Below are 26,316 nucleotides of genomic sequence, written 5' to 3' on the forward strand. Positions count from 1 at the left end.
CCTGATGATGATGACGGTATAGTAGATTTCATCAAGAAATTTTTATCGTCAGATCATTACGACCTCTCTATAGACATTTTTGCCTGCATCTACAACCAAAGGGTCATCTTGTAAAACAAGGGCTTGTAGTATGATAGGTGTAAAATTTAACTGATTTAAGCTTATTGTCAGTATGATTTAGCCAGAGTGGATCTGTCCGGTTCATTTCAAGCTCAAACTTTGTTGGAAATATAAAATGCCTGACTATCGTTCAAAAACATCGACACACGGAAGAAATATGGCTGGCGCACGCGGTTTATGGCGTGCTACCGGAATGAAAGATGAAGATTTCGGTAAGCCGATTATTGCGGTGGTGAACTCGTTCACCCAGTTTGTACCGGGTCATGTGCATCTCAAAGACCTGGGGCAGCTGGTGGCACGTCAAATTGAAGCGTCAGGCGGTGTGGCAAAAGAATTTAATACCATTGCAGTCGATGACGGCATCGCGATGGGTCATGACGGCATGCTGTATTCATTGCCTTCGCGTGACCTGATTGCAGACTCAGTTGAATACATGGTCAATGCGCATTGCGCTGATGCCATGGTGTGTATCTCAAACTGTGACAAAATCACCCCGGGCATGTTGATGGCTGCGATGCGCCTGAACATTCCCGTGGTATTTGTCTCTGGTGGCCCGATGGAAGCGGGTAAAGTCCAAATCCGTGGTAATGAACAGGCGATTGACCTTGTTGATGCGATGATCGTGGCTGCTGATGACAACTATACTGACGAAGAAGTCAAAGCCTATGAACGTTCTGCATGTCCAACCTGTGGTTCATGTTCAGGAATGTTCACGGCCAACTCCATGAACTGCTTAACCGAAGCGCTTGGTTTATCTTTACCGGGTAATGGCTCTACGCTGGCAACACATGCCAACCGTAAGAAATTATTCGAGCGTGCAGGTCAGTTGATTGTGGAAATCACCAAGCGTCATTATGAGCAAAATGATTACAGCGTATTGCCGCGTAATGTTGCAACCAAAGCATCGTATGAAAATGCCATGACTTTAGATATCGCGATGGGGGGGTCAACCAACACGGTTCTTCATTTATTGGCTGCTGCACACGAAGCAGAAGTTGACTTCACCATGGACGACATTGATCGTTTATCGCGTAAAGTGCCAGTGCTATGTAAAGTTGCACCTGCGGTTAAAAATGTTCACATGGAAGATATTCACCGTGCCGGCGGCATTATGTCAATCCTCGGTGAATTAGACCGTGGCGGCTTACTCGATACCTCTGTACCTACCGTACATGAAGCGACCTTAAAAGATGCTTTAGACAAGTGGGATATTATCCGTACTGAAAATGAAGAGGTGTATAACTTCTTTAAATCAGCACCGGGCGGTGTACCAACACAAACTGCATTCTCACAAGATCGTTACTACACCCGTTTAGATGGTGACCGTGAAAATGGTGTGATTCGTAATGTTGAACATGCCTTCTCGCAAGATGGTGGTTTAGCCGTCCTTTATGGCAATATCGCACTGGATGGTTGTATCGTCAAAACTGCGGGTGTAGATGACTCTATCTTGAAATTCAACGGCACAGCACGTGTATTTGAAAGCCAGGATGATGCAGTTGAAGCCATTCTTGGTGGGAAAATCGTGGCAGGTGATGTGGTGCTGATCCGTTATGAAGGTCCACAGGGTGGTCCAGGCATGCAAGAAATGTTGTACCCAACCAGCTACTTAAAATCGAAAGGTTTAGGTAAAGACTGTGCACTTGTCACTGATGGTCGTTTCTCTGGTGGTTCTTCAGGTCTTTCCATTGGTCACGTTTCCCCAGAAGCAGCTGAAGGCGGCACAATTGCCCTGGTTGAAGATGGCGACCGTATCGAAATTGATATTCCAAACCGTAGCATTCATTTAGCCGTTGCTGAAGATGTATTGGCAGCACGCCGTGAAGTACAAGAAGCCAAAGGTTGGAAGCCTGCAAAGGAACGTCCACGTAAAGTATCTAAAGCGCTGAAAGCCTATGCAATGCATGCCACCAGTGCGGCGAAAGGTGCGGTACGTGATATCTAAGCTGTAATTTTACAGATTTAAATAGCACTCCAGATGGGGTGCTTTTTTATACAAGAAACTATCTTAAAATGAAAGAGGACTCCACCCGACAGTCAGGGTGGAGGTGAATTTCGTAAGTTTTTTAATTTAGCTTTAATTCGTTTTTATGTTAAAATAAAAGAAATATAACATTGTATTTAAATAAGTTTTAAAAAAAATGAAAATCAACAAGGCGTATAAATTTAGGCTTGAGCCTAATGAAGAGCAAGAGGTTATTTTAAACAATCTTGTTGGTTCTGCGCGTTTTGTTTGGAATCAAATTTTAGTTGTGTCATTTGAAATGTTTGCAAAGAATGAATTTATCAATGCAACCAATTTGGTGAATAAAATCACCAGTCTTAAAAAGAATCCTGAATATGCTTTTTTAGCAAATCATTCTAATGCTGTTTCCCTACAGCAAAAAATTCGTGATCTGGCTTCGGCTTGGACAAGGTTTTTCAATGCAAAAGAACATACAAGATTAAAAGAAAATAAGCGTAAACCACGCAAGCCCAAATTCCTCAAACTCACTGATGGTTCTGAAATCCAGTTACGCCCACTGATGCCTAGATTTAAGAAAAAATCAGATGGTTACGATTCAATTAGATTGGTGCAATTTGATAAATATTGTCGAATTGAGGGTAATCGAGTTAAGCTGCCAAATGGCATAGGATTTGTGAAATTTAGAAAATCACAAGATATTCTAGGCACAATTAAGAATGTGACAATCAGTAAGAGATCAGGTCATTGGTATATTTCATTTGGCAGTGAAAAAGAGTTATTGGAAAATCCAGTACATCCATCCAAAACCGCAGTTGGTGTTGATTTAGGTGTCAAGAAATTAGTCACAACATCTGAGGGTGAGGTATTTAACCCAAAGAACAGTTTTAAAACCAACCAAATTAAATTAGCTAAACTTCAACGTAAGTTGAGCAAAAAATTGAAGTTTAGTGAAAATTGGAAAAAGTTGAACACCACAATTAACAAGCTACATTATCATATTGCTAATATTCGGCATGACTACCTACATAAAGTCACGACAACTCTCAGCAAAAACCACGCAATGATCGTAGTTGAGGACTTAAAAGTAGCCAATATGTCGAAGTCAGCAAGTGGCACAATCGAGAAAAAAGGAAAGAATGTCAAAGCCAAGTCGGGCTTAAACAAGGCAATCCTAGATCAAGGTTGGTCAATGCTTGTTGATATATTGGAGTACAAACAACAATGGCGAGGTGGTTTACTCGTTAAGATTGACCCGAAATACACAAGTCAAACGTGTAGCTCCTGCGGTCATGTTGCAAAAGAAAATAGGCTTACTCAGGCACATTTTGAATGTGTTGCGTGTGGCTTTAGCGAGAATGCGGATATTAACGCTTCTCGTAATATTTTGGCGGTGGGACACACCGTTTTGTCTGTGGAGGGTGGATGCGGTAAAGGTCGCCCGATGAAGCAGAAAGCAAGCGAAATCCGTGAGGAAGTCACCTAAGAGCTGATGCTTTTAGAATCCCCCACTTGAATAAAGTGAAAGTGGTGGGAGTATGTCAAACAATGATCTTAAAATAAATTGTCCAAGACCGACGCTTAAAATCGGTCATCGCCCAGGAAGAGAATAATGAGTAAAGATAATATCCGCGAGCATTCTGCCCCCGTTTATGAAGGTATTGAAAATGCACCGGCGCGTTCCATGATGCGTGCCACCGGTTTTCAGGATGCCGATTTTAACCGGCCATTTATCGGCATTGCTTCGACCTGGGCCAATGTCACGCCTTGTAATATGCATATTGATGGTCTGGCCAGAACCGTAGAGCAGGGCGTGAGTGCGGCGGGTGGCAAGGGCATTATCTTTAATACCATTACCATTTCAGATGGCATTTCCAATGGCACCGAAGGCATGAAATATTCCCTGCTGTCACGGGAAGTGATCGCAGATTCGATTGAAACCGTGGTCGGCTGTCAGGCTTATGATGGTGTGATTGCCATTGGTGGCTGTGACAAAAACATGCCCGGTTGTATCATGGGATTGGCGCGCCTCAACCGTCCGGGGCTGTTTATTTATGGCGGAACCATCAAACCGGGTGAAGGTCATACCGACATGATTTCAGTGTTTGAAGCGGTGGGTCAATATGCCAAAGGTGAAATCAACGCGATTCAGGTCAAGCATATTGAAGAGGTTTCCTTGCCAGGTCCGGGTTCGTGTGGCGGTATGTACACGGCCAACTCGATGGCCTCTGCGATTGAAGCTTTAGGTATGAGCCTGCCGGGCTCTTCGGCACAGGAAGCGGTATCGGAAGACAAGCAAATTGACTGTGCCCGGGCCGGTGAAGCGGTGATGAACCTGTTGCGACTGGATATTAAGCCGCGCGACATCATGACCAAAGCCGCCTTTGAAAACTCGATTAAAGTCTTGATTGCGCTGGGTGGTTCGACCAATGGTGTACTGCATCTTTTAGCCATGGCACATACCGCAGGAGTGGAATTGAGTCTGGATGATTTCGTGCGGATTGGTAAAGATATTCCGGTGGTGGCCGACGTGCGTCCATCAGGTAAATATCTGATGTCAGAACTGATTGCGATTGGCGGCATTCAACCACTGATGAAGCGCATGCTGGATGCCGGCATGCTGGATGGCTCATGTCTGACGGTCACAGGTAAGACGCTGGCAGAAAATCTGGCCGATGTGCAGGACTATCCGGAAGGCCAGCAGATTATTCTGCCTTTTGATGCGCCAGTGAAAAAAGACTCACATCTGGTGATTCTAAAAGGCAATCTGTCACCGAAGGGCGCGGTCGCCAAAATTACCGGTAAGGAAGGACTGCATTTTGCTGGCCCAGCTCGCGTGTTTGAAGGTGAGCAGGGCGCCATGCGCGGTATTCTGGATGGCGAAGTCCAGCCGGGTGAAGTGGTGGTGATTCGTGGCGTTGGTCCCAAAGGTGGCCCGGGAATGCCAGAAATGCTGAAACCGACCTCTGCGATTATCGGGAAGGGCTTAGGCGCTTCGGTGGCTTTAATTACTGACGGACGCTTCTCGGGTGGCAGTCACGGTTTTGTGATTGGTCATGTCACCCCCGAAGCTTATGATGGCGGCCCGATTGGTCTGGTACAAAATGGTGACCAGATTTCAATTAATGCGGAAACCCGGGAAATGACCTGGCATGTGGATGAGCCGGAGATTGCAGCACGTCAAGCGGTCTGGATCAAACCAAAACCGAACTATACCCACGGCGCTCTGGCCAAATTCGCCAAACTGACCTCAGGTGCAGAAACCGGGGCAGTCACTGACCTGAATCTTGAGCTCTAATCCATTGTTAAACATTGAACATTTGCTTATGACTTGATATAAGTTTTTACACCATGCAGGGCTTTGGCTCTGCGATCTTAAAAATAGATTATTCTGCGCAGATTGAGCTTTGTCGAGCTGCGCACTGTCATTCTTGTCGAGGCCGATCTCATGTCCCTGTTACGCCGTTGGTTTGATCCAATCCGATCGAGTTGGTTTTACCAGAAACCAATCCGTCAAACGGTGTTATCTATTCAAGATGGGCTGAGTATCCATTTAAGACTGGATGATGTATACAGCTATCTAGCGGTACAGCAGTTGCCCCAGCTCGAAGAAATTTTAAGTCCGCAGCTCAAGCCGCTGAAAGTGATGATTTCCAGTGCGCATGCAGAACCCCCCAATCAGATGTCTTTTGAGGAATGGCAGCATTACACGATTAATGATGCCAAGATCTTGTCGAAACAGCATCGTTTCAGTTTTCATGACACGCCAGAATTGCCAAGCGCTGAAGCCTTGCAACAGGCGGAACTGATTTTACGGCGCACCCCGCTGCGCGGGCAGGATTTCCTGTATCTGCTGGAAGATGTATTTCATATGCTCTGGCAAAAACAGACCGGAAAATTACGTACCTTATATGCCATGGCCAGCCGCCATCATCAGCCACAGGATTTTCCCGAACGCATTTTTGACCAGACTCCGGTTTTGGCCAGCTATTTTAATTTAGGCGGACGCCAGTATCAGGCAGTCGATGACCTGTTGCGTCTGACCCGGCGTCTGGAGCAGCAAAAACTGCTGACCGGTAATCCGATTTTTATGATCGATCACATTGAATGGCGTGAGCATCTGATCAGTGATGCTGAAGAGCTGAACGAGATCCAGTCGATGGATCCGGAACTGGACTTGTATATCGCGCTGGAAGATCCGATCTCCTGGCTTTTGCTGGCCTATATCAAGGAAGAACTGGCGGATTATTATAATATCCAGTTGAATGTCTATCCCTTGTCCTATCGTGGCCGGGATGAGTTTGACTGGAGTCTGGCCACACGTTTATCCAAACGGACGGACGTAGAATTTACCCCGTTTTGCCGACCGACCGAGCAGGCGATTGCGCCAATCGCACAGTTATTTTATAGCTGTCCCGAGGAGCAGCGGATTGAGGCGATGTACCAGATCTTGCAGGCCGTCTGGACCCGTGGTGAAGACCTGTCTTATGCACCCCATTTCAAACTTTTGCAGCAACAGTTAAATATTGTAGATCTGACCCAGGACGATATTCTGGTGAAGCTGCAGGACAATGATATGCTCTGTGAAATGAAGTCGCAGCCGAACTTTCCGGTACTGGAACTGCGGATAGATGATCAAAGTTATACATTTAATAGCTTATATCGGGTCTGGATGATTGAAAGTATTTTCAGTAATGTGTTAGAAGAAAAGTATAAGAGTAATAATCAAACTGAAAGTGAACTGAAAAAACATGGAAAAGATCAAAGCTGAATCACTAGAATATGCACGTCAACAGATCGATGCCATTGATACAGCTTTAGTTGAGCTGATCGCTGCGCGTCAATTTTATGTTGATCAAACCACCCGTTTCAAAAAAACCGAAACCGATTTGCAGTCACCAGAACGTATGGAACAGATTGTAGAAAATGTTAGGGCATTGGCGCAAAAGCAGGGCCTCGATCAGGAGTTTATTGAACATCTATACCGTGAAATGTTCCAATACTTTATTCAACGTGAACTGAAAGAGTTTCGTCCTTAAACGGGCTCATTTCAGTTCAACTACGCCGGACGATCTTCAAGCTATGCAGGAGATCTTGCTGTAGCCATGGCGATTTTTAAGCACAACATCGCCTTTTTGCAAAAATAATTTATCCATAAAAAGCCCATTCAGCCAAGTGCCTAAAGCCTTGCCTGGACGGGCTTTGCACGGTTTTATAGAAATTATGGTAAAAAAAAGAAATTGATTTTATTAAATATTTTTACAATGTAAGTTTGATTTAATTTAAAAAGTATATATATTGTATATACATCTTTTGCAAAGTAGTCTTTATTTTGGAGAGATAAGCAATGAGCGAGCAAATCAAAAAAATAAAGACAGGCAAGAAAGATGGACAACTTTTAATTCGTATTCAGAGTACGGAGCGTGATGAATTTATTCGTCTCTGCGAAGAACTGGATACTAGTGCTGCTCGTGAATTAAGAAAATTTATTCGTGGTTTTGTGAAACAACACAAGCCTAACGAATAGCCTTACTAGGGAGTAATACCATGGCTAAGCAAGTTAAATCTTTAAAGCAAGAAATCAAAGCACGTTTGAAAAAGATTTCAAAACATAAAGGCAAATTGAAGCAACTGAAGCAAGCGCTTAAAAAACAGAAATAAGCCAACGTGAATCAATTGCCAGTCACTTAAAACAGTTCATTCTAGACAGACTGTTTTAGGCTACAAAAAAGACCGAACATATATGTTCGGTCTTTTTGCTTGCAACAGGCTGTGCCCAGTCATCGCTGAATTTTATTTTTTATCGACCAGACTGAAGAACCAGTTTAAGAACAGGGCTGCAAACGTTGCCGTACCAATACCACCCAGATTGAAGCTACCAAAAGTCAGGGCAAAATCACCCGTACCTAAAATAATGGTCACCGCAGCCACCATCAGGTTCTTGTTCTGCGAAAAATCGACCTTGTTCTCAATCCAGATTTTGGCACCAGCAATAGTAATCAAACCAAAGACTATAATCGAAGCACCGGTCAGAATCGCCGTTGGAATAGTATGAATCACCGCACCAAACTTAGGCGATAAACCCAGGAACACAGCAAAGACACCCGCGACTGCAAAGATGATGGTCGAGTAAACCCGTGTTACGGCCATTACACCAATGTTTTCACCATAGGTGGTCATACCCGGCGCACCCACACCGCCTGCCAGAGTGGTTGCAACACCATCTGCAACAAAGGCCTTCCCAATATGCGGATCCAGATTCTCTCCGGTCATCGCGCCTACTGCTTTGATATGTCCCAGATTTTCAGCCACCAAAATCAGTGCAATCGGTGCAATGATCAACATGGCATTGACTTCAAAAGTCGGTGCGTGGAAGGTCGGTAACCCGAACCAGGCGGCTTGCTGAATGGGCAGGAAATTGATCGCAGTGCCATAACCCATAACATTGCTGAGCACGAAATAGATCAGATAAGCCAATAACAGCCCCACCAATAATAGCAGGCGTTGTAGCAGACCCTTGGTAAAGACGGCAATTGAGCCCATACACATGACGGTAACCAGAGACATCCACATATTAAAGGTGTTGCCCATCACGCTTTTTACCGTCACCGGCGCCAGGTTTAGACCAATGATCATCACTACGGCACCGGTCACCACCGGTGGCATCAGCTTTTCAATCCAGCGCGTGCCGGTCGCCATGACCAGAAAACCCATCAGGGCATAGAAGATACCACAGGCAATAATACCGCCGGCTGCGACACCAATATTGGGGTTGAGTCCACCACCACCGGCATAACCGGTTGCCGCGATGACCACACCAATAAAGGCAAAGCTTGAACCTAAATAACTTGGAACCCGGCCACCGGTAATCAGAAAGAACAGGATGGTACAAATCCCTGACATTAAAATGGCAAGGTTAGGGTCAAAGCCCATTAAAAAAGGTGCCAGTACAGTCGCACCAAACATGGCAAAAGCATGTTGTACACCCAAAACGACCGTTTGTGCGGGTGGCAAATACTCTGCGGTACCTACTGGGCGTGCATCGATGCTGCCCTCATAAGGGCGCCATTTGGGAAACCAACTGGACATAAAATGAGCACTCGAAAGATAAATTGTGCACATCATACTCTTGTTCTTTAGAAGATTTAATCACTTAAACAAAATTTTTGTTCAAATTAATTCTATGACTTTATTTAATATTTTACCGGGTGGTAAAAGAATTTTGAGTTAAAACTAAAGTGAAATCAGTAGATTAATTTCTTATAATCAATAGGGCTATGTATAAATAAATCTGATTTACTATATAAAATAAAATATTTCTTGGCTATTGACTGCTCAATAAAAAAGCACATCGCGAAGATGTGCTTTTAAACAGTCTGTTTGGATTAACCGGTATTGCGTAAACCCGCAGCAATTCCGGCAATACTGACCATCAGGGCATGATCCACCGGGGTATTTTCAGCTTGCTGCTGTTGCAGATAGAGACGGCGACGTTTCATCAGTTCGGCTTGCAGCAAATGTAGTGGCAACAAATACGGTTTACGGACTTTCATGGATTGATCCAGGACGCCGTTGCTGCTGAGCAATTTGGATTCACCCTTTAACGTCAGTAAGGTCTGTACAGCATCCTGCAAACGCTGGCGCAGCTCTGTGCCGAGTACTTTGAGATCTTCATCTTGGGTCAGATGTGATTCATAGTACAAGGCCACATGTGCATCGGCTTTGGACAGCACCATTTCCAGCATATCAATCAGGGTCTGAAAATATGGCCACTCTGCCAGCATCTCATCGAGTACCGCCCGTTGCCCCTGATCCAGTACTTTATTCAGCGCGGCACCGGTACCCAGCCAGGCAGGTAACATCAGACGAATCTGGGTCCAGGCAAATACCCACGGAATCGCACGCAAGGACTCAATCCCGCCACTGACTTTACGTTTCGCCGGCCGTGACCCCAGCGGCAGCATTTGCAGTTCAAGTTCCGGAGTGACAGTGCGCAGGTATTTGACAAAGTGCGGGTTTTCCCGCACGGTCTGGCGATAGACCTGAACCGAGAGTTCGGTCATTTGATGCATCAGGTCGCGCCATTCCTGTTTCGGCTCGGGTGGCGGGAGCAAGGTTGCTTCTAAGGTCGCAGCAGTATAAATTTCCAGATTCTGCAGGGCAATTTCTTCCAGTCCGAATTTAAAGCGGATCATTTCGCCCTGTTCAGTCACCCGAATCGTGCCTGAAATCGACCCCGGTGGCTGTGAGAACAAGGCTTGCTGGGTTGGCGCACCGCCACGGCTGATCGAACCGCCACGGCCATGAAACAGGGTCAGCTGAACGCCATGTTGCTGGGCAATCGTCGTCAGTTCTTCCTGGGCACGGTACTGCGCCCAGTTGGCCGACATAAAACCGGCGTCCTTGGCTGAATCCGAATAGCCAATCATCACTTCATGCTTGCCCTGAATATGCTGTTTGTACCAGTGCATATTGAACAGGGTCGACATGGTCTCGGCTGCACCGTCCAGATCTTTGAGGGTTTCAAACAGTGGTACCACTCGTAAGGCGTGCTTGATACCCGCTTCTTTTTGTAGAAGCAATACCGCCAGCACATCACTTGGATATTCCGCCATGGAAATAATATAGGCACCCAGAGACTCGCTCGGCTGTTCTGCCAGGGTGCGCATGGTGGCAAAGACTTCCTGTACATCCGGGTGCTGAATCAGACTGCCGGCTGGTTCATTCAGATGTTTTGGGAGCAAGGGACGTTTGCTTTGCAATTCTTGCAGTAAAAAGTTTTGACGTGCCTGTTCGGTCCAGGTTTCAAAATTTCCCAGCCCTAAATATTCGGTAATCGCCGAGATCGCCTGACGGTGACGTCCTGATTCCTGACGAATATCCAGTTTCAGTAACTCAATTCCAAAGCTGTTGACCCGGTAAATAAAGTCCAGCAGGCTGCCATTGGCAATTTCAGCCAGATTGCAGTGCATTAAGGAGTGATAGCAGGTCAATAGTGGCTGTAATAGCTCATCTTTACTTTTAATGACTAAACTATCATCGGCATCATTGCCCTTTAATTTTTCTGCCAGCCAGTGTCGGGTCGCTTTCAGGCGGCTACGGGTGTCACGTAAATATTCACGGTAGGGTTCCGGATGATCCAGACCCAATGCCTCGGAGATTTCCGTACTACATTGCTGAATGGAGAGTTCCCAGCGCAGGTTCTCAATATCGCGTAAATACAGATCGGCAGCTTTCCAGCGTGACAGCCATAACACTTCTTGCGTCACATTATGGGTAACATTCGGGTTGCCATCGCGGTCACCGCCCATCCAGGAAGCAAAACGTACCGGTGCAATATCTAAGGGCAAGTTCTGGCCGCATTGTTGTTCGACCATGCCATTTAATTCCCGGATAAATTTCGGAACCGCATTCCACAAGGTCTGTTCAATGGTAGTAAAGCCCCATTTGGCCTCATCGATCGGGGTCGGGCGATGCTGACGGATTTCATCGGTTTGCCAGGCCGAGCTAATCAGCTGTTTCAGATCTGCCAACACCGCCTGACGTTCACGCGGCGTGAGTTTCTGCTGGTCGAATTTGGACAGGGCATTATTGATACCATCATATTTCTGGATCAGGGTGCGGCGGCTGACTTCTGTTGGATGCGCGGTCAGTACCAGTTCAATTTTTAATTCACAGATTTGCTGGTACAGCGTGTCGACAGAAATCTCCTGCTGTTTAAATTTTTCAAATAACGGTACCAGAGGATTAGGGGATTCTGCCGTGTCATCGAATTCGCTTTGACGGCGACGACGCACCACATGATATTGTTCGGCAATATTGGCAAAGTTCAAAAAATGGGTAAAGGCACGGGTTAGGGGCAGGATTTCCGCATCTTCCAGACTCAAAAATAATTGTTCTAGCTGTTTTTCTGCTTCGACCTGTCCATCACGTGCGCCTTTAGATAAAGCACGAATCTGCTCAATCTGATTAAACAAATCCTGCCCCGCATGTAATTTTAAGGTTTCCCCCAGCAAATTACCCAGTAAGCGTACGTCTTCGCGTAGTGGTGCATCAATTTGTTGAATCATTTTTATATTCCCTTAAATGCTTGCTTTGACTATACCGCGACTGTAGGACAATCCAAGTCCTTTACAGACAAAAGTTGCAGATATTTTGTGGATTTTTTAGCAAATTTTAGCCAGTATCCTGTCGCCAGCACTCAAGCGATCAGAAGGGATTTAGCCAGATATTCCGTATTTCAGCATAAACAGCTCAATCGCCTGACTAATGATCTGCTGCTGTTCTGTACTGGAGGGCGGAGCTGTAAGTCCGAGCAGGATTTTTTGATGACGTGTTCCGGTCAATAGGGACACGATCAGTTCGGTCTGTTTCTCGGGTCGATCGACCTGAATAAACTGGTAGTGCTGCGCCAGCGCAAAGAAATCATGCCAGACCGCCTCCAGTTTGGCATGCGAGGCCTGATAAAACTGTTCTGCCAGAGGACTTTGCTGCGAGGCCAGTTCCATCAGTAGCAGGTCCAGCTTGATCGCTTCCGGTAAATGAATAATATTTAAAGCGCGCTGACAGGCCTGATAAAACTCCTGCGCAAAGTCACTGCTTGGCTGCAAGAGCTGAGGATGTTCATGCAGAATGGCTTCACAGGTATCCTCAATCGCACAGCTAAACAGGGTCGCCTTGTCCTGAAAATGATTATACACCGTCAGCTTGGTTACACCTGCCTCACGTGCAATCTGGTTCATGCTGGAGGCATGATAGCCATGCGCTAAAAACAGCGCTTTGGCCACACTCAGGATGCGCTGACGCTTTTCCAGATCCTTGGGTCGTCCTACAGGTATTTGCACAATTTTTTCCAAAAAAAGTCACCACGGTCATTGCTTTGAAGCTTGAGTTGTAATTAGTGTACCGGGTGGTATATTAATTAAAAAACAAGCAATTCAATATATCAGCATAGTTTGCCCTAAAAAAGACGATCAGATAAGAGCGAATAAGATGAGCAGGATTTACAGCGTATTGGCTGGCATGGTGGTGCTTTGCAGCGTGACCTTAAGCGGGTGCAGCAAAGATACTGCTGCAGCAGAACAGGAAGTTCCCTTTGTCATGGTGGCCACACCCACCTCTTCACGGCATGAATTAAAAAGTTATGCTGGTGATGTGCAGGCGCGCCAGCAAACGGCGCTGGCATTTCGGGTGGCTGGACAGGTGACCCAGCGCTTCGCCGATGTGGGTAACCAGGTCAAAGTCGGGCAAGTCCTGGCAACTCTGGATGTCAAAGATGCCCAGCTGCAGCTGAATGTAGCACGTGCCCAGCTGGAAAGCGCGCAGTCTGCCACTAAGATTGCTCAGGATGAATTACAACGTTTCAAGCAGTTATTGCCATCCAATGCCGTGAGCCGCTCACAATATGATGCGATCGAAAATCAGTACAAGACCGCCATGTCAAATCTGAAGCAGGCACAATCCAACTATGATACCGCTAAAAACCAGACTGCTTATAACCAGCTGATTGCCACCAGAAACGGCGTGATCACGGCACGCAATATTGAAACAGGACAGGTGGTCGCTGCCGGGCAGGCGGCGTATGAACTGGCGATTGCCGGCGAACGTGAAGTGGTGATTGGCGTACCGGAACAGGCGATTGCTGAAATCAGGGTGGGGCAAGCGGCCCTAGTCACCTTATGGTCCAAACCTGAAGAAAAATTTGCCGCCATTGTCCGCGAGATTTCACCGGCAGCGGACCAGTCGCGTACCTTCAGGGTTAAAGTTTCCTTACGTGAAGGCAATGGCCAGATCCAGCTGGGACAAAGTGCCCGGGTATTTTTTCAGCACAGCCGCGATAATATGCTCAGTGTGCCGCTATCCAGTGTCTCGGCAACGGATCAGCAGGCTTATGTCATGGTGGTCCAGCCGGATCATACCTTACGTAAAGTCCCGGTCCAGCTCGGTGCCTATGGCCGGGACAGTGTTCCTGTATTCAGTGGCCTCAAGCCGGAAGACTATGTGGTGATTGGCGGCGTACATCTGCTGCGTAACCAGCAAAAAATCAATCCGATTGATCGTGAAAACCGTCGTGTGACCATTCAGGCAGGGAGTTAAGCATGAACTTTAACCTGTCGGAATGGGCTTTAAAAAATAAAGGTCTGGTGCTGTATTTCATGATCCTGCTCGGTCTGATCGGCATCGTCTCTTATTCCAAACTGTCACAAAGTGAAGATCCACCTTTTACCTTTAAAGTCATGGTGATCCAGACCTATTGGCCGGGTGCCAGTGCCAAAGAAGTATCCCTACAGGTCACTGACCGGATTGAAAAGGAACTGATGACCACGGGACAGTATGACCGCATCATGGCCTATTCGCGTCCGGGTGAATCCATGGTGACTTTTGTTGCCAAGGATTCCCTGGCTTCGAAAGATGTCGCTGATGTCTGGTATAACGTGCGCAAGAAGGTGGGCGATATCCGGCATGAATTGCCACAAGGGGTACAAGGTCCGTTCTTTAATGATGAATTCGGCGATACCTTTGGCAATATTTATGTGCTCAAGGGTAAAGATTTTGACTATGCGACCCTCAAGGAATACGCCGACCGCTTACAGCTGCAATTGCAACGGGTCAAAGATGTTGCCAAAGTTGAGCTGATTGGCCTGCAAGACCAGAAAATCTGGATTGAGATTTCCAATACCAAGGCCATTCAGCTGGGCGTTCCAGTCATGGCGATTCAGCAAGCCCTGCAGCAGCAAAATGCCACCACCCAGTCCGGTTTTTTTGAAACCAGTTCAGACCGGATTCAGGTGCGGGTCAGTGGTGCATTAAACAGTGTTGAAGAGTTAAGACAGATGCCGCTGCTGGTCAATGGCAAAACCATTCAGCTGGGGGATGTCGCAGAAGTCTATCGTGGCTTTAGTGATCCGGCGCAGCCCCAGATGCGCTTTATGGGCGAAAACGGCATTGGTATTGCTGTATCGATGCGCAAGGGTGGGGACATCATTGCCTTGGGTAAAAATCTAGAACAGGAATTCGCCCGCCTGCAAAAAGCCCTGCCACTTGGCATGGAGCTGCAAAAAGTCTCGGACCAGCCGGTGGCGGTCAAACGCAGCATTAACGAATTTATGAAAGTGCTGGCAGAAGCGGTGATTATCGTATTGCTGGTCAGTTTTTTCTCGCTCGGTTTCCGGACCGGTCTGGTGGTGGCTTTCTCGATTCCACTGGTGCTGGCCATGACCTTTGCCGGTATGCAGCTGTTTGATGTCGGACTGCATAAAATTTCCTTGGGAGCCCTGATTCTGGCCCTGGGTCTTTTGGTCGATGATGCCATTATCGCGATTGAAATGATGGCGATTAAAATGGAGCAGGGTTATAGCCGTTTACAGGCGGCCGGGCATGCCTGGCGCACCACCGCTTTTCCGATGCTGACCGGGACTCTGATTACCGCTGCCGGTTTCCTGCCAATTGCCACTGCAGCATCGAGTACCGGGGAATATACCCGTTCGATTTTCCAGGTAGTGACCATCGCATTGCTGGTGTCTTGGATTGCCGCGGTACTGTTTGTCCCATACTTAGGCGATAAACTTCTGCCGGATTTCAACAAAGATTTAATTCAGAAAGCACCGTGGTACCAGCGTCTTTGGGCACGTCTGCGCAGACAGCCAGAACCTCAGCCGATTGTGCATCATGCCGGCGAACATTATGACCCTTATCAAACCCGGTTTTATCAGGGCTTTCGCCGTTGGGTCAATGCCTGTGTGTCCTATCGTAAAACTGTCATTGCTGCCACGGTCGGAATTTTTATCCTGTCGATTCTGATGTTTAAGTTGGTGCCGCAGCAGTTTTTCCCGCCCTCGAACCGGGCTGAAATTCTGGTGGATCTCAAACTTGAGGAAGGTGCATCACTGAAAGCCACTGAAGCTGCAGTAAAAAAAGTCGAAGCCTTTTTATCGAAACAAGAGGGTATTGATAACTATGTGGCTTATATTGGGATGGGATCGCCGCGTTTCTATTTACCGCTCGATCAGCAGTTGCCGCAAACCAGCTTTGCCCAGTTTGTGGTATTGGCTTCCTCGCTGGAAGACCGTAATGAAATCCGCAAATCCTTAAGTGACCAGATTCGAAAGTTATTGCCAGAAGTGCGTACCCGGGTGTCCTTGCTGGAAAATGGCCCGCCTGTGGGTTATCCACTACAATTCCGGGTGTCGGGTGAAGACCTAGGATTAGTCCGTGAATGGGCGCAGAAAGTTGCAGCCACCGTGGGAGAAAATCCGAATACCACCAATGTACATCTGGACTGGGGCGAGCCGAGCAAAGTCATCAAATTGCAAATTGATCAGGATCGTGTCCGTCAGCTTGGGGTGAGCAGCAGTGAACTGGCCAATGTACTCAATAGCTCGATTTTAGGGGCCGGCATTGATCAGTATCGGGAAAAACGTGAACTGATTGAAATCCGTTTACGTGGTGCTCAGGCTGAACGGGTGGAGGTAGCATCTTTAGCCAGTCTGGCTGTTCCGACCGCAACCGGTACATCGGTACCTTTAGCGCAGCTTGCCAAAATTGAATACAGCTTTGAAGAAGGTCTGATCTGGCATCGTAACCGCTTGCCGACCATTACCGTGCGTGCCGACATTCGTAGCAAACTGCAGCCCGCTACTGTGGTCAATGAACTCAAAGAGCCATTGGAAAAAATCCGGGCAGAGCTGCCGAATGGCTATCTGCTGCAAGTGGGCGGGACGGTGGAAGAATCGGCTCGTGGGCAGAACTCGGTTAATGCTGGCATGCCTTTATTCCTTGCGGTAGTGATGACCTTGCTGATGATTCAGCTCAAGAGCATCTCACGGGCCTTTATTGTGTTCCTGACCGCGCCTTTGGGCATTATCGGAGTGGTGTTATTCCTGTTAATTTTCAATAAACCTTTCGGTTTTGTTGCGATGCTCGGGACGATTGCTTTATCCGGAATGATCATGCGCAACTCGCTGATTCTGATTGACCAGATTGAGCAGGATATTCAGGCCGGAGAGTCGCAGTGGGATGCCATCATCAATGCCACGGTACGCCGTTGTCGTCCGATCGTATTGACCGCACTGGCTGCGGTGCTGGCCATGATTCCCTTATCCCGCAGTATTTTTTTCGGGCCGATGGCAGTGGCGATTATGGGCGGTTTGATTGTAGCAACACTATTAACCCTGTTTTTTCTGCCTGCCTTATATGCACAGTGGTTTAAAGTGAAAAAAAGTTTAAATTCTGTTTAAATTTGTCATAATTTCAGGTGCGAAATTTGGAAATTTTCAATATAGTAGCACCTGAGATTTTTATAATTTAAAAAAATAAGTAATTGCTGCATTGGCCGAGCTGCCAATACGGTAACGAGGTTGAACCAAACATGACTCAAGATACATTAACCAAGATGCGACGTTCCGTAGCGATGGCTTATGTCTTCATGTTTTTGGCCTTATTTACCCTGTTTAGTGGACTATTGGCTTACTGGTTCGCACGTAAAGTCACTCAAGTTGATTATGCTGAAGTCTGGTTACAGGCACAGGCACTGTGGATCATGCGCAATATCGTGATTTATACCATTTTGGCGATTTTCGCTGCGCTGTGGTTTATTCCCCTATTTTTCTTTGCCTGGGACAGCCAGCTATGGGTCAAAGCCTGTGTGGTGACCGGGGTAATTTTCAGCTTTATTGCCTTTATTTTCCTGATCAATGCCTGGTTTAAAGGCATCCATAAATTCTCTCAAAACAAAGCTGTGTTCTAAAGCGTATAATTTTTTTCATATTTCCCCTTGTAAAACTCGGTTTGACCCCAATTTCAGACCTCAGTTGAATATTAAACAAAATTCCGTGAGGAGCATCGCCAGACATGGCTAAACGTGATTATTATGAGGTTTTGGGCGTCGCTAAAACCGCTAGTGATGATGAAATCAAAAAAGCCTACCGTAAGTTGGCGATGAAATATCATCCAGACCGTAACCCGGACAATGCTGAAGCTGAAGATAAATTCAAAGAAGCAGCAGAAGCCTATGAAGTGCTCTCTGATGGTGAAAAGCGCAGCATGTACGACCGTATGGGCCATCAGGCCTTTGAAGGGGGTATGGGCGGCGGTGGCGGCTTCGGTGGTGGTTTCAGCGCAGAAGACATTTTCAGCCAGTTCGGTGATATTTTCGGTGGTGCCTTCGGTGGCGGCGGTGGTCGTGGCCAGCAACGTGCGCGCCGTGGTTCGGACTTACGCTATGTGATGGAATTGACCCTGGAAGAAGCGGTCAAGGGCGTCAAGAAAACCATTACTTTTACTGCACCGGCACCATGTGATGCCTGTGATGGTAAGGGTTCAAAAAATCCAAACGATGTAGAAACCTGCCGTACCTGTCATGGTGCTGGTCAAGTGCGCATGCAGCAAGGTTTCTTCTCGGTACAGCAAACTTGTAGTACCTGTCGTGGTCAGGGCAAGATCATCAAGAACCCATGTAATAAATGTCATGGTTCAGGTGTGTCGGATCGTCAGCAAACTCTGGAAGTCACTATTCCTGCGGGTGTGGACAATGGCGACCGCGTACGCTTGACCGGTAAGGGTGAAGCGATCCGTGACGGCCAGTCAGGTGACTTGTATGTAGAAGTGGTGGTGCGTGAGCATGAAATCTTCCAGCGTGATGGCGCTGACCTGTATATGGATGTGCCGGTATCGATTGCTGATGCAGCCTTAGGTAAGGAAGTTCAGATTCCTACGCTAGATGGCCGTGTTAGTCTGAAAATTCCTGAAGGTACGCAAACGGGTAAACTGTTCCGCTTACGTGGTAAGGGTGTTAAACCGGTACGTACCAGCATGCAAGGTGACTTGCTGTGCCGTATTGTGGTGGAAACTCCAGTGAATTTAAGTGCACGTCAACGTGAACTGTTAAAAGAACTGCAAGAAACCATGGATGGGGAAGACAGCAAGTCCTCACCAAAGAAAAAATCATTCTTTGATCGTTTGTTTGATTAATTGAGTGAAAGTAAAAAAGGACGCTGAGGCGTCCTTTTTTATTTCGTATAAAAACTAGTGTGTTTGATAAAAAAAGACACCTTAAAAGGTGTCCAAAAAATCAGTATATCAAGTACTAAGTATTTTAATTTATTCGACTACACGTTTTCCCCACAGACCATGCATTGGCATATAACAAGCAGTACCAGTAAAATTCCAACTTACAATTTGCCAATAATATCCAGCACGACAAAAATTAGAATGATATAAACCATTTTCATCTATATTCCATGCGCTATATGTATGACTAGACAGACCAACCAGTAATATGAACAGTGCTTTTTTCAAAATCTACTCCTTACAAAATGAGGGGCGTATTTTAAACTCGAGTCTCCTCTATATTTTGATTGAATGATCGATAAAAATACAAATAGATATATGCTTTGTTCTATTGGGATAACAAGATTTTATTTAACAAATATAAAAACCGCCTAAAAAGCGGTTTCTGTTTTTATATTTGACTATCTAAATAGAAAGTATGAGTCCAAATTTGGAAGGTGATAGATATTTTGTAAGTGAGAAAAAAGCATCATTCCCGAAATTAAAAAGGCCAATATTGTTATTACAGAGCTATATAATCGCATTCATTACTTATCAAATTTACCAGTACAACAGATTACTCTTATTTTGTTATCATGACAATGAAAGCTTAATCTTATTGAAATCACTATAAATTTTTAAAATTTTATTTTTTTAATAAATAAAATAAATATATATATAAGAAAACTTGATTAATTAAACTTTTCGTGTATAGTTAACTTAACTAGAAAAAAGTCTTGTTTCGGTAAATCTTCTTTAAGTATCGCAGTTTTAGTCATAATCCTTCGTTTTTTTCAGATTTTAAGTCTCATTCTTTATTATTTCAAAGTTATAATCAGTCTATAAAATGACTAAAAATTATTAAAAAATTAGTAGGATATATTATGTCAAACTCAAATGTTGTTAAAGGTACTGTAAAGTGGTTCAACGAAACTAAAGGTTTTGGTTTTATTCAACAAGAATCAGGTCCAGATGTTTTTGCTCATTTCAGCGAAATCGCCAGTTCAGGTTTTAAAACCTTAATGGAAGGCCAACTGGTTGAATTCAGTGTAGCTCAAGGTCAAAAAGGACCGAATGCTGTAAATATTGTTGCTATCTAAGCAAGAATAAACAGTAAAAAAAGCACTTAATAAGTGCTTTTTTTATCGTTCAAATTTAATTTTAAGTTATTTTCCAAATTGGAAAAATCTTTAGAAAAACAGAATTCAAGTTGTTAAAAATAAATGATTTAATTGCAAAATCTAAAAATGGTACTGAAATTATTGTTTCGTTAATTCCTCTCAATAAAATGCAAAATACACGTCAGGGTTTAAAAAGAATTGAAGTGGGTAAAAGAGTTCTTCTTTCACCTGGAGTTGAGGTAGATTTAAACTTAGATGGCCGTACCTTCTATACTTCTCTAAATCAATTATTTAGGCTAAATCATAAAGTTATTTAAAGATAAAATTAAGAAACATCAATTTTTAGTGGATATTTTGCCACTTTAACTATTATTAAAGGTATAGATATGCTTAAAAAAAGTATCAATGTGAAGGATCAGTTTGGGGCTCAACACGCTATTCAAGCAACAGTCGATCATCATTTTTCTAAAACACAATCTCATTCCAATATAAAACATATCACTGTAGATGGTGAGGATATTCGTCCCAGTTTTGAAATGTGCTTTCAAAGTACCTTAAGTGGAAAAATTTTCAAAATTGTATAGATGATCCCTAAGTGACTCAGGTTCGTCGCTTCAATGAGAGATAAGCCGAGCTGAATTGAAAGACAATAAAAACTCTAGACGATCCTAATCTGCCCCCGAAGCTTGAATGTTCTTCATCTGATTTGAAAGCTGCTTTTTGAAGACGGTTACGTTCATGCGTGCTATTGATCCATATCCGACGACCTGGATGAGATCTAGCCCATAATTCCAAAGACCGGATTGAAACACTTATCAATATCAGTGGTTTCACTCTTTTAGTATTTTCATTGATTTTTATGCAATGCATCTTAGTGTTATTCCGCAGTTTTGCTATAGTAAGAGCAATTTTGGATCAACATCAGGACTATGTTATGTCAGCTACACCACGCATTGGGATCTTAGGTGCAGGCGGTCGTATGGGGCGTATCCTTATTCAGGCTGTGCATGAAGCAGGTTATCAATTGGCGGCTGCAGTAGAACGCCCTGAAAGTACACTATTAGGTGCTGATGCTGGCGAACTTGCCGGAATTGGCGCAACAGGTGTTAAGGTCGTGGGTAGCCTTACCGATGTAGTCAAAGACTGTGATGTCGTGATCGATTTCACTGCGCCAGCAGCGACCGTCAATCATCTTAAAATCTGCCGTGAAGCAGGGGTCGCAATCGTGATTGGTACCACCGGTATGAATGACGAGCAAAAAGCCTATTTGGAGGAATCTGCCACGGAAACTCCTGTAGTTTATGCAGCGAATTATTCAGTGGGTGTGAACGTTTCGATCAAACTGCTTGAACTGGCATCTAAAGTGTTTGGTGACACGGTTGATATTGAAGTGATTGAAGCACATCACCGTCACAAAGTAGATGCGCCATCGGGTACAGCTTTGATGTGGGGTGAGGCGATTGCGGAAACTTTGGGTCGTGACCTGAAAGAAGATGCGATATATTGCCGTGAAGGTCATACCGGTCCGCGTGAGCGTAAGAGCATTGGCTTCCAGACCATTCGTGGTGGCGATATTGTCGGTGAACATACCGCGATGTTTATTGCCGATGGGGAACGTGTGGAAATTACCCATAAAGCCACCAATCGCATGAACTTTGCTTCTGGTGCGGTACGTGCTGCGGCTTGGGTCGTAGGCCGTGAAGCGCGTAAATATGATATGAAGGACGTGCTCGGTTTTAACGATATTCAGGTTTAAAACCGAGTCAAAATCATTTATAAAAAAATCTAAAACTAAAATAAGACGAATAAAAAATGCAAAAAATGATTTTCCTGCTCTGTGCAGTGGCGCTTGGTGCCATTGCGCAGGCCAAGCCTGTCGGGACGCCTAAACTCAGTATTCATAAAAACAATATCAAGGTCTGGACCTACCAGAATGAACAAAACCCGGTTTTTCTCTATAAAGCTGAAACGACCTATACTGCACCGCTTGAAAATGCCGTGTCCCTCATTTTGAATGTTGAGCATGCAGTACAGTGGGTTCCCTATATGGATAGCATCAAGATCCTGTCCCGTGATGATAAAAAAGGTGACTTTACCCTGTATATGGTGCTGGATTTTCCATTTCCCTTAAAAGACCGTGACCTGATTGTGCAGGGCAAGATGATCAAGGAAGCCAATGGCCAGATCACCATCAAGAATAAAGCCATCCAAAGTGGCTATCCTTTAAACCCGGATTATGTGCGTTTAACCGATTATCAGGGCGACTGGACTTTTCAGAAACTGGCTAATAATAAGGTTAAGGTCTCTACCTATGGTTATGCCAATCCGGAAGGCTCGATTCCCTTAACTTTTGTAAATATGTTCGTGCAGCAACAGCCTTATCAGATGCTACAAAAGATGAAAGCAGAGCTGGCCAAGCCTGCAGGCCTTGCAGTTTTGCCGGAAGTATTGCAATAAAAAAAAGACCCAATTGCTGGGTCTTTTTGACAGATTGAAACAGGCAGAGTTTAAGCTTCAAAATCTGCTTTAAGTACAATCCGGTAGCGGGCTTTACCCGAATGCAGATGTTCAATTGCTTGATTCAGCTGTGACATCGGGAAGACTTCAATTTGCGGAGCAATATTTTTACGTGCAGCAAATTGGAGTAACTGACGTAATGCCGCCGGCGAACCTGTCGGTGAACCGGTAACTGACTTGGCTCCACCAATCAGCATGCCAGCCGGAATCTGCATCGGCTCAAGTGGTAAACCCAGCATATGCACAGTGCCATTCGGTGCCAAAGTTGCCAGATAAGCCTGCCAGTTCAAGGTGACATTGACAGTACTCAGTAATAAATCAAACTTGCCACGCTGGGCTTTTAATGCAGCGACATCACGACTGTTCACTACATGGTCAGCGCCCATGGCTTTCAGTTCATCAGTTTTATCCAGGTTCGAGGTGAAGGCAGTAATTTCACAGCCCCAGGCTTTCAGCAGCTTGATGGCCATATGTCCTAAACCACCAATGCCAATTACGCCAACATGATGAATGGCCTGAATCTGGTGTTTCAGAATCGGATCGAATACGGTAATCCCGCCACAGAGTAAAGGGCCGGCACTTTCAGGATCCAGATCTTCAGGCAGGGGAATGACCCATTGCCAGCCAGCACGGACCTTGTCGGCGAAACCACCGGCATGTCCGACAATAGTCGCCACTTGGCCGCCAGTACAGAGTACCTGCTGACCTGAAATACACGGATCGCAATACTGGCAGCTTTCCGCAGTCCAGCCAATGCCAACCCGTTGTCCCACTTTCAGGCCTTTGGCTTCGCCACCCAGTTGCGTGATGATGCCGATAATCTCGTGTCCAGCCACGACCGGATAAACGGATGAACCCCAGTCATTATTGAGGATTGAAATATCAGAATGACACAGACCACAGTATTCTACTTTGACTTCGACTTGATGTGGCTGTAGTTCGCCGGCATCGAATTGATAGGGTTCGAGTGCAGCACCTGCTGACATTGCAGCATAAGTGTGGATAATATTATTCGACATAAATTCAGCTCTTATTTGAATGAGAAGATCTTGTTTTAAAGTGACAATGATTTTCGTGATCATCGACCATACCAACGGCCTGCATAAAGGCATAGCAAATGGTGGGTCCAACAAATTTAAAACCGGCCTTTTTTAAGGCTCTTGACATGATCTGGCTTTCGATAGTCTGTGCCGCTGCCTGACGATAATCCGCAACATCATTATTCAGTCGGGGTTGTTGGGCAAAAGACCAAAGCCATTGCCCTACATTGATGCCTTGCTGTTGCAGCTTGAGCCATGCTTGAGCATTCTCGCGAATGGCATGCAGTTTGCCACGATGACGGATCAGGCGGGCATCCTTAAGCTTGAGTTCGAGTTGTTGATCTGTAAGTGCTGCAATCGACTGAATGGAATATTGAAAAAAATGTTCACGATACGCTTCACGTTTTCTGAGTACGGTAATCCAGGCTAGACCGGCCTGCTGTCCTTCCAGACACAGCATTTCAAACAGGCGATTTTCATCCAGCAGGGTTTGTCCCCATTCCTGATCATGATAGGTGATATACAGCGGATCATTGGAGCACCAGCCACAGCGTTGTAGAGTCATGCCATGCTCCTTATTTTTATAGTTTTATAATTTAAACACAGCCCATTGATCTTGCTGATTATCCCAGTAAGACAGTTCAGCCTGATCCAGATCGCTAAATTGAATCCACATGTCTTTACCACTTTTGTCGGCATAACCGGTACTGATCAGCAGCGCCTCTTCGGTAATTTCCATCACCCAGCCCTGATAGCTTTGACCATTCAGTACGATTTTTTGTTGATTGCCTGATTCAGCAAATTCTACCAGACGATTGATCAACGTTTCTGACATGTAAATATCCTAAAATTAACGTAAATAGGGGTAGGGGTTGACCACACCGCGTCCCTTGCCCTGTAAATAAATACCATAATGCAGATGTGGTGCAGTATGTCGGGCATTACCGCTATTGCCCACATAGCCGATGAGCTGGCCTTTTTTGACAGGATCACCCACTTTCAGGCCGCGTTTATGTCCATCCAGATGTGCATAATAATGCCAGGAGCCGCCCGGACCGAGAATCCAGACTACTTTACCACCCAAATTGTTATTGCGTAAATCTGCAATCAGACCTTCTGTGGCACTAAAGACTTTGGTTCCACGTGGAGCCATGATGTCAATGCCCTCATGCAAACGTCCGCGACTGCGCGACGCCCCCCAAGTATCCTGTAATTCACGTGCCTGTACACGTGCCACCGGGATGGGCAGTGAAGAAGGCATTCGCTTATTTTGCAGTTTTTGTACCAGTAGCGGATTTAACTGTGCAGAAGAAGGTTGTTTCGGCGTACTGCTACAGGCGGTCAGTAATATGGCAATCAAAGCCACCCAGGTCAAAGCAAGGTATTGGCGCACGTTATTCATCCTTAAATATTGGCAATGCTCATTCTGAGCTGATCGATATGATGCTTTGTCCAGACTATGTCATAGGTTAACGGCAGAGATCAATTTTTTCATTGCTGTCGGCAGACCGCAATCAATGGCTGTCTCTGGACGCATCCAGTTGCTTTGCAGTTCAATCGCCAGATGTTCCTGCTGATCCTGATCCACTGCGAAAACGGTTGCTTCAAGCTGCCAGGTGAAGTGGGTGAAACTATGGCTGATCTGGACTTTTTTGAGGATATTTTTTAGGCCAAGCTGCTGACATTGCTGTTCGAATTCATGGGCATTTTCAATAATTGGCAAACACCAGAGTCCGCCCCACAGGCCACTGTTGGGTCGTTGTTGCCACAGCCATTCATTAGAGGACTGAATCAATAATACTTGTGCTGAGCGCACTGGCACCGGTTTTTTGGCTTTCTTGAATGGTAATTCATTTTCCAGACCTTGCTGATGCGCTTTGCAATGTTGCTGCATCGGACAGTATAGGCACAGAGGTTTTTTCGGAGTGCAGACCGTAGCACCGAGATCCATAATCGCCTGGGTATAGTCATGATTACGTTCGACCGGACATAATTCTTCGGCCAGTTGCCATAAGGCACGTTCATGGATAGGTTTGGACAGATCATCTTCAATCGCGAAGAAACGCGACAAGACCCGTTTGACATTGCCATCCATGATCACGCCGTATTGGCGTAAACCCAGTGACATTAAGGCACCAGCGGTGGAACGGCCGATCCCCGGCAAGGCAATCCATTGTTCCAGGGTTTGAGGAAACTGCTGCTGTGCTGTCACCATGCCGGCAGCTTTGTGCAGGTTACGGGCACGGGCATAATAGCCCAGTCCTGCCCAGTAAGGTGCAACCTCATCCCAAGAGGCTTGACCCAAGTCCTGAACGGTCGGAAAACGCTGAATAAAGCGTTCATAATATTGCAGCACAGTTTTGACCTGGGTTTGTTGCAACATGATTTCAGAGACCCAGACTTTGTAGGGATCATCTGTCACCTGCCAGGGCAAGTCATGACGACCATGCACATCAAACCATTCTAACAGGGCATCTGAAAATACAAACATGGATAAATAGCAACCGAA

Annotated in this window: 24 protein-coding genes; 15 read left to right on the forward strand and 9 right to left on the reverse strand. The window is 45.7% G+C overall.

The window, feature by feature from the left end:
* Positions 1-235 precede the first annotated feature (235 nt).
* The 6 genes from ilvD (GVV58_RS10835) (at position 236) to GVV58_RS10860 (ending at position 7,610) form a co-directional block, all read left to right on the forward strand.
* Positions 236-2,065, forward strand: a complete 1,830-nt coding sequence (gene ilvD, locus GVV58_RS10835; RefSeq protein ID WP_159516530.1) for a dihydroxy-acid dehydratase — start codon at positions 236-238, stop codon at positions 2,063-2,065.
* Positions 2,066-2,261: 196 nt separating this feature from the next.
* Positions 2,262-3,569, forward strand: a complete 1,308-nt coding sequence (locus GVV58_RS10840) for an RNA-guided endonuclease TnpB family protein (protein ID WP_159516531.1) — start codon at positions 2,262-2,264, stop codon at positions 3,567-3,569.
* Between the two features lie 126 nt (positions 3,570-3,695).
* A complete protein-coding gene (gene ilvD, locus GVV58_RS10845; RefSeq protein ID WP_159516532.1) occupies positions 3,696-5,381 on the forward strand; it encodes a dihydroxy-acid dehydratase in 1,686 nt (561 codons plus the stop codon).
* 150 nt (positions 5,382-5,531) lie between these two features.
* Positions 5,532-6,854 carry a hypothetical protein gene (locus GVV58_RS10850; protein ID WP_159516533.1) on the forward strand — a complete coding sequence of 441 codons (1,323 nt, stop codon included), beginning with the start codon at positions 5,532-5,534 and terminating at the stop codon, positions 6,852-6,854.
* Positions 6,835-7,122, forward strand: coding sequence for a chorismate mutase (locus GVV58_RS10855; RefSeq protein WP_159516534.1), 288 nt, complete (start codon positions 6,835-6,837; stop codon positions 7,120-7,122). Before GVV58_RS10850 ends, GVV58_RS10855 begins: the two co-directional genes overlap by 20 nt.
* A 308-nt stretch (positions 7,123-7,430) precedes the next feature.
* Complete coding sequence (locus tag GVV58_RS10860) at positions 7,431-7,610, forward strand: hypothetical protein (RefSeq protein ID WP_004280844.1); 180 nt, start codon at positions 7,431-7,433, stop codon at positions 7,608-7,610.
* A 266-nt stretch (positions 7,611-7,876) separates the two neighbouring features.
* Here GVV58_RS10860 and GVV58_RS10865 read toward each other — a convergent pair whose 3' ends face one another.
* The 3 genes from GVV58_RS10865 to GVV58_RS10875 form a co-directional block, all read right to left on the reverse strand.
* Entirely contained in the window at positions 7,877-9,172 is a 1,296-nt protein-coding gene (locus GVV58_RS10865; protein ID WP_159516535.1) for a solute carrier family 23 protein, read from the reverse strand.
* A gap of 296 nt (positions 9,173-9,468) precedes the next feature.
* Positions 9,469-12,153, reverse strand: coding sequence for a phosphoenolpyruvate carboxylase (gene ppc, locus GVV58_RS10870; protein WP_159516536.1), 2,685 nt, complete (start codon positions 12,151-12,153; stop codon positions 9,469-9,471).
* 150 nt (positions 12,154-12,303) lie between these two features.
* Positions 12,304-12,927: a TetR/AcrR family transcriptional regulator gene (locus GVV58_RS10875; RefSeq protein ID WP_159516537.1), complete on the reverse strand. Its 624-nt coding sequence runs from the start codon at positions 12,925-12,927 to the stop codon at positions 12,304-12,306.
* A gap of 148 nt (positions 12,928-13,075) precedes the next feature.
* Between GVV58_RS10875 and GVV58_RS10880 the strand changes: the two genes are divergently transcribed.
* From GVV58_RS10880 to dnaJ, 4 genes are all read left to right on the forward strand, one after another.
* The gene (locus GVV58_RS10880) at positions 13,076-14,179 is read left to right on the forward strand and encodes an efflux RND transporter periplasmic adaptor subunit (RefSeq protein ID WP_159516538.1); all 1,104 of its coding nucleotides are present in this window, start codon (positions 13,076-13,078) and stop codon (positions 14,177-14,179) included.
* A 2-nt stretch (positions 14,180-14,181) separates the two neighbouring features.
* Positions 14,182-17,319: an efflux RND transporter permease subunit gene (locus GVV58_RS10885; RefSeq protein WP_159516539.1), complete on the forward strand. Its 3,138-nt coding sequence runs from the start codon at positions 14,182-14,184 to the stop codon at positions 17,317-17,319.
* Between the two features lie 131 nt (positions 17,320-17,450).
* Positions 17,451-17,828 (forward strand): hypothetical protein, encoded by a 378-nt coding sequence (locus GVV58_RS10890; protein WP_005245471.1) that lies wholly within the window; start codon positions 17,451-17,453, stop codon positions 17,826-17,828.
* Between the two features lie 104 nt (positions 17,829-17,932).
* A complete protein-coding gene (gene dnaJ, locus GVV58_RS10895) occupies positions 17,933-19,051 on the forward strand; it encodes a molecular chaperone DnaJ (RefSeq protein ID WP_005094779.1) in 1,119 nt (372 codons plus the stop codon).
* 129 nt (positions 19,052-19,180) lie between these two features.
* Here dnaJ and GVV58_RS10900 read toward each other — a convergent pair whose 3' ends face one another.
* Positions 19,181-19,378, reverse strand: coding sequence for a hypothetical protein (locus tag GVV58_RS10900; RefSeq protein ID WP_159516540.1), 198 nt, complete (start codon positions 19,376-19,378; stop codon positions 19,181-19,183).
* 635 nt (positions 19,379-20,013) lie between these two features.
* On the opposite strand from GVV58_RS10900, the gene GVV58_RS10905 reads away from it, so the two are divergent.
* The 5 genes from GVV58_RS10905 to GVV58_RS10925 all read left to right on the forward strand — a co-directional run bounded on the left by GVV58_RS10905 (position 20,014) and on the right by GVV58_RS10925 (position 22,707).
* Positions 20,014-20,229, forward strand: a complete 216-nt coding sequence (locus GVV58_RS10905; RefSeq protein WP_004280856.1) for a cold-shock protein — start codon at positions 20,014-20,016, stop codon at positions 20,227-20,229.
* A 110-nt stretch (positions 20,230-20,339) separates the two neighbouring features.
* Positions 20,340-20,567, forward strand: a complete 228-nt coding sequence (locus GVV58_RS10910) for a hypothetical protein (protein WP_159516541.1) — start codon at positions 20,340-20,342, stop codon at positions 20,565-20,567.
* A 69-nt stretch (positions 20,568-20,636) separates the two neighbouring features.
* Positions 20,637-20,834, forward strand: coding sequence for a hypothetical protein (locus GVV58_RS10915; protein ID WP_159516542.1), 198 nt, complete (start codon positions 20,637-20,639; stop codon positions 20,832-20,834).
* A 350-nt stretch (positions 20,835-21,184) separates the two neighbouring features.
* Positions 21,185-22,006 carry a 4-hydroxy-tetrahydrodipicolinate reductase gene (gene dapB, locus GVV58_RS10920; RefSeq protein WP_005108275.1) on the forward strand — a complete coding sequence of 274 codons (822 nt, stop codon included), beginning with the start codon at positions 21,185-21,187 and terminating at the stop codon, positions 22,004-22,006.
* 56 nt (positions 22,007-22,062) lie between these two features.
* Positions 22,063-22,707, forward strand: coding sequence for an START domain-containing protein (locus GVV58_RS10925; RefSeq protein WP_159516543.1), 645 nt, complete (start codon positions 22,063-22,065; stop codon positions 22,705-22,707).
* Between the two features lie 50 nt (positions 22,708-22,757).
* On the opposite strand, the gene GVV58_RS10930 is transcribed toward GVV58_RS10925, so the two are convergent.
* The 5 genes from GVV58_RS10930 to mutY all read right to left on the reverse strand — a co-directional run bounded on the left by GVV58_RS10930 (position 22,758) and on the right by mutY (position 26,298).
* Positions 22,758-23,786 carry an NAD(P)-dependent alcohol dehydrogenase gene (locus tag GVV58_RS10930; protein WP_159516544.1) on the reverse strand — a complete coding sequence of 343 codons (1,029 nt, stop codon included), beginning with the start codon at positions 23,784-23,786 and terminating at the stop codon, positions 22,758-22,760.
* A 4-nt stretch (positions 23,787-23,790) separates the two neighbouring features.
* The gene (locus tag GVV58_RS10935; RefSeq protein ID WP_159516545.1) at positions 23,791-24,372 is read right to left on the reverse strand and encodes a DNA-3-methyladenine glycosylase I; all 582 of its coding nucleotides are present in this window, start codon (positions 24,370-24,372) and stop codon (positions 23,791-23,793) included.
* A gap of 24 nt (positions 24,373-24,396) precedes the next feature.
* Positions 24,397-24,642 carry a hypothetical protein gene (locus tag GVV58_RS10940; protein ID WP_100329654.1) on the reverse strand — a complete coding sequence of 82 codons (246 nt, stop codon included), beginning with the start codon at positions 24,640-24,642 and terminating at the stop codon, positions 24,397-24,399.
* 15 nt (positions 24,643-24,657) lie between these two features.
* Entirely contained in the window at positions 24,658-25,200 is a 543-nt protein-coding gene (locus tag GVV58_RS10945; protein WP_171294123.1) for a M23 family metallopeptidase, read from the reverse strand.
* A 69-nt stretch (positions 25,201-25,269) separates the two neighbouring features.
* Positions 25,270-26,298 carry an A/G-specific adenine glycosylase gene (gene mutY, locus GVV58_RS10950; RefSeq protein WP_100355450.1) on the reverse strand — a complete coding sequence of 343 codons (1,029 nt, stop codon included), beginning with the start codon at positions 26,296-26,298 and terminating at the stop codon, positions 25,270-25,272.
* Positions 26,299-26,316: the final 18 nt, after the last annotated feature.

The organism is Acinetobacter sp. 18QD2AZ41W (assembly GCF_009829025.1).
GTDB classification, from domain to species: Bacteria; Pseudomonadota; Gammaproteobacteria; order Pseudomonadales; family Moraxellaceae; genus Acinetobacter; species Acinetobacter pseudolwoffii.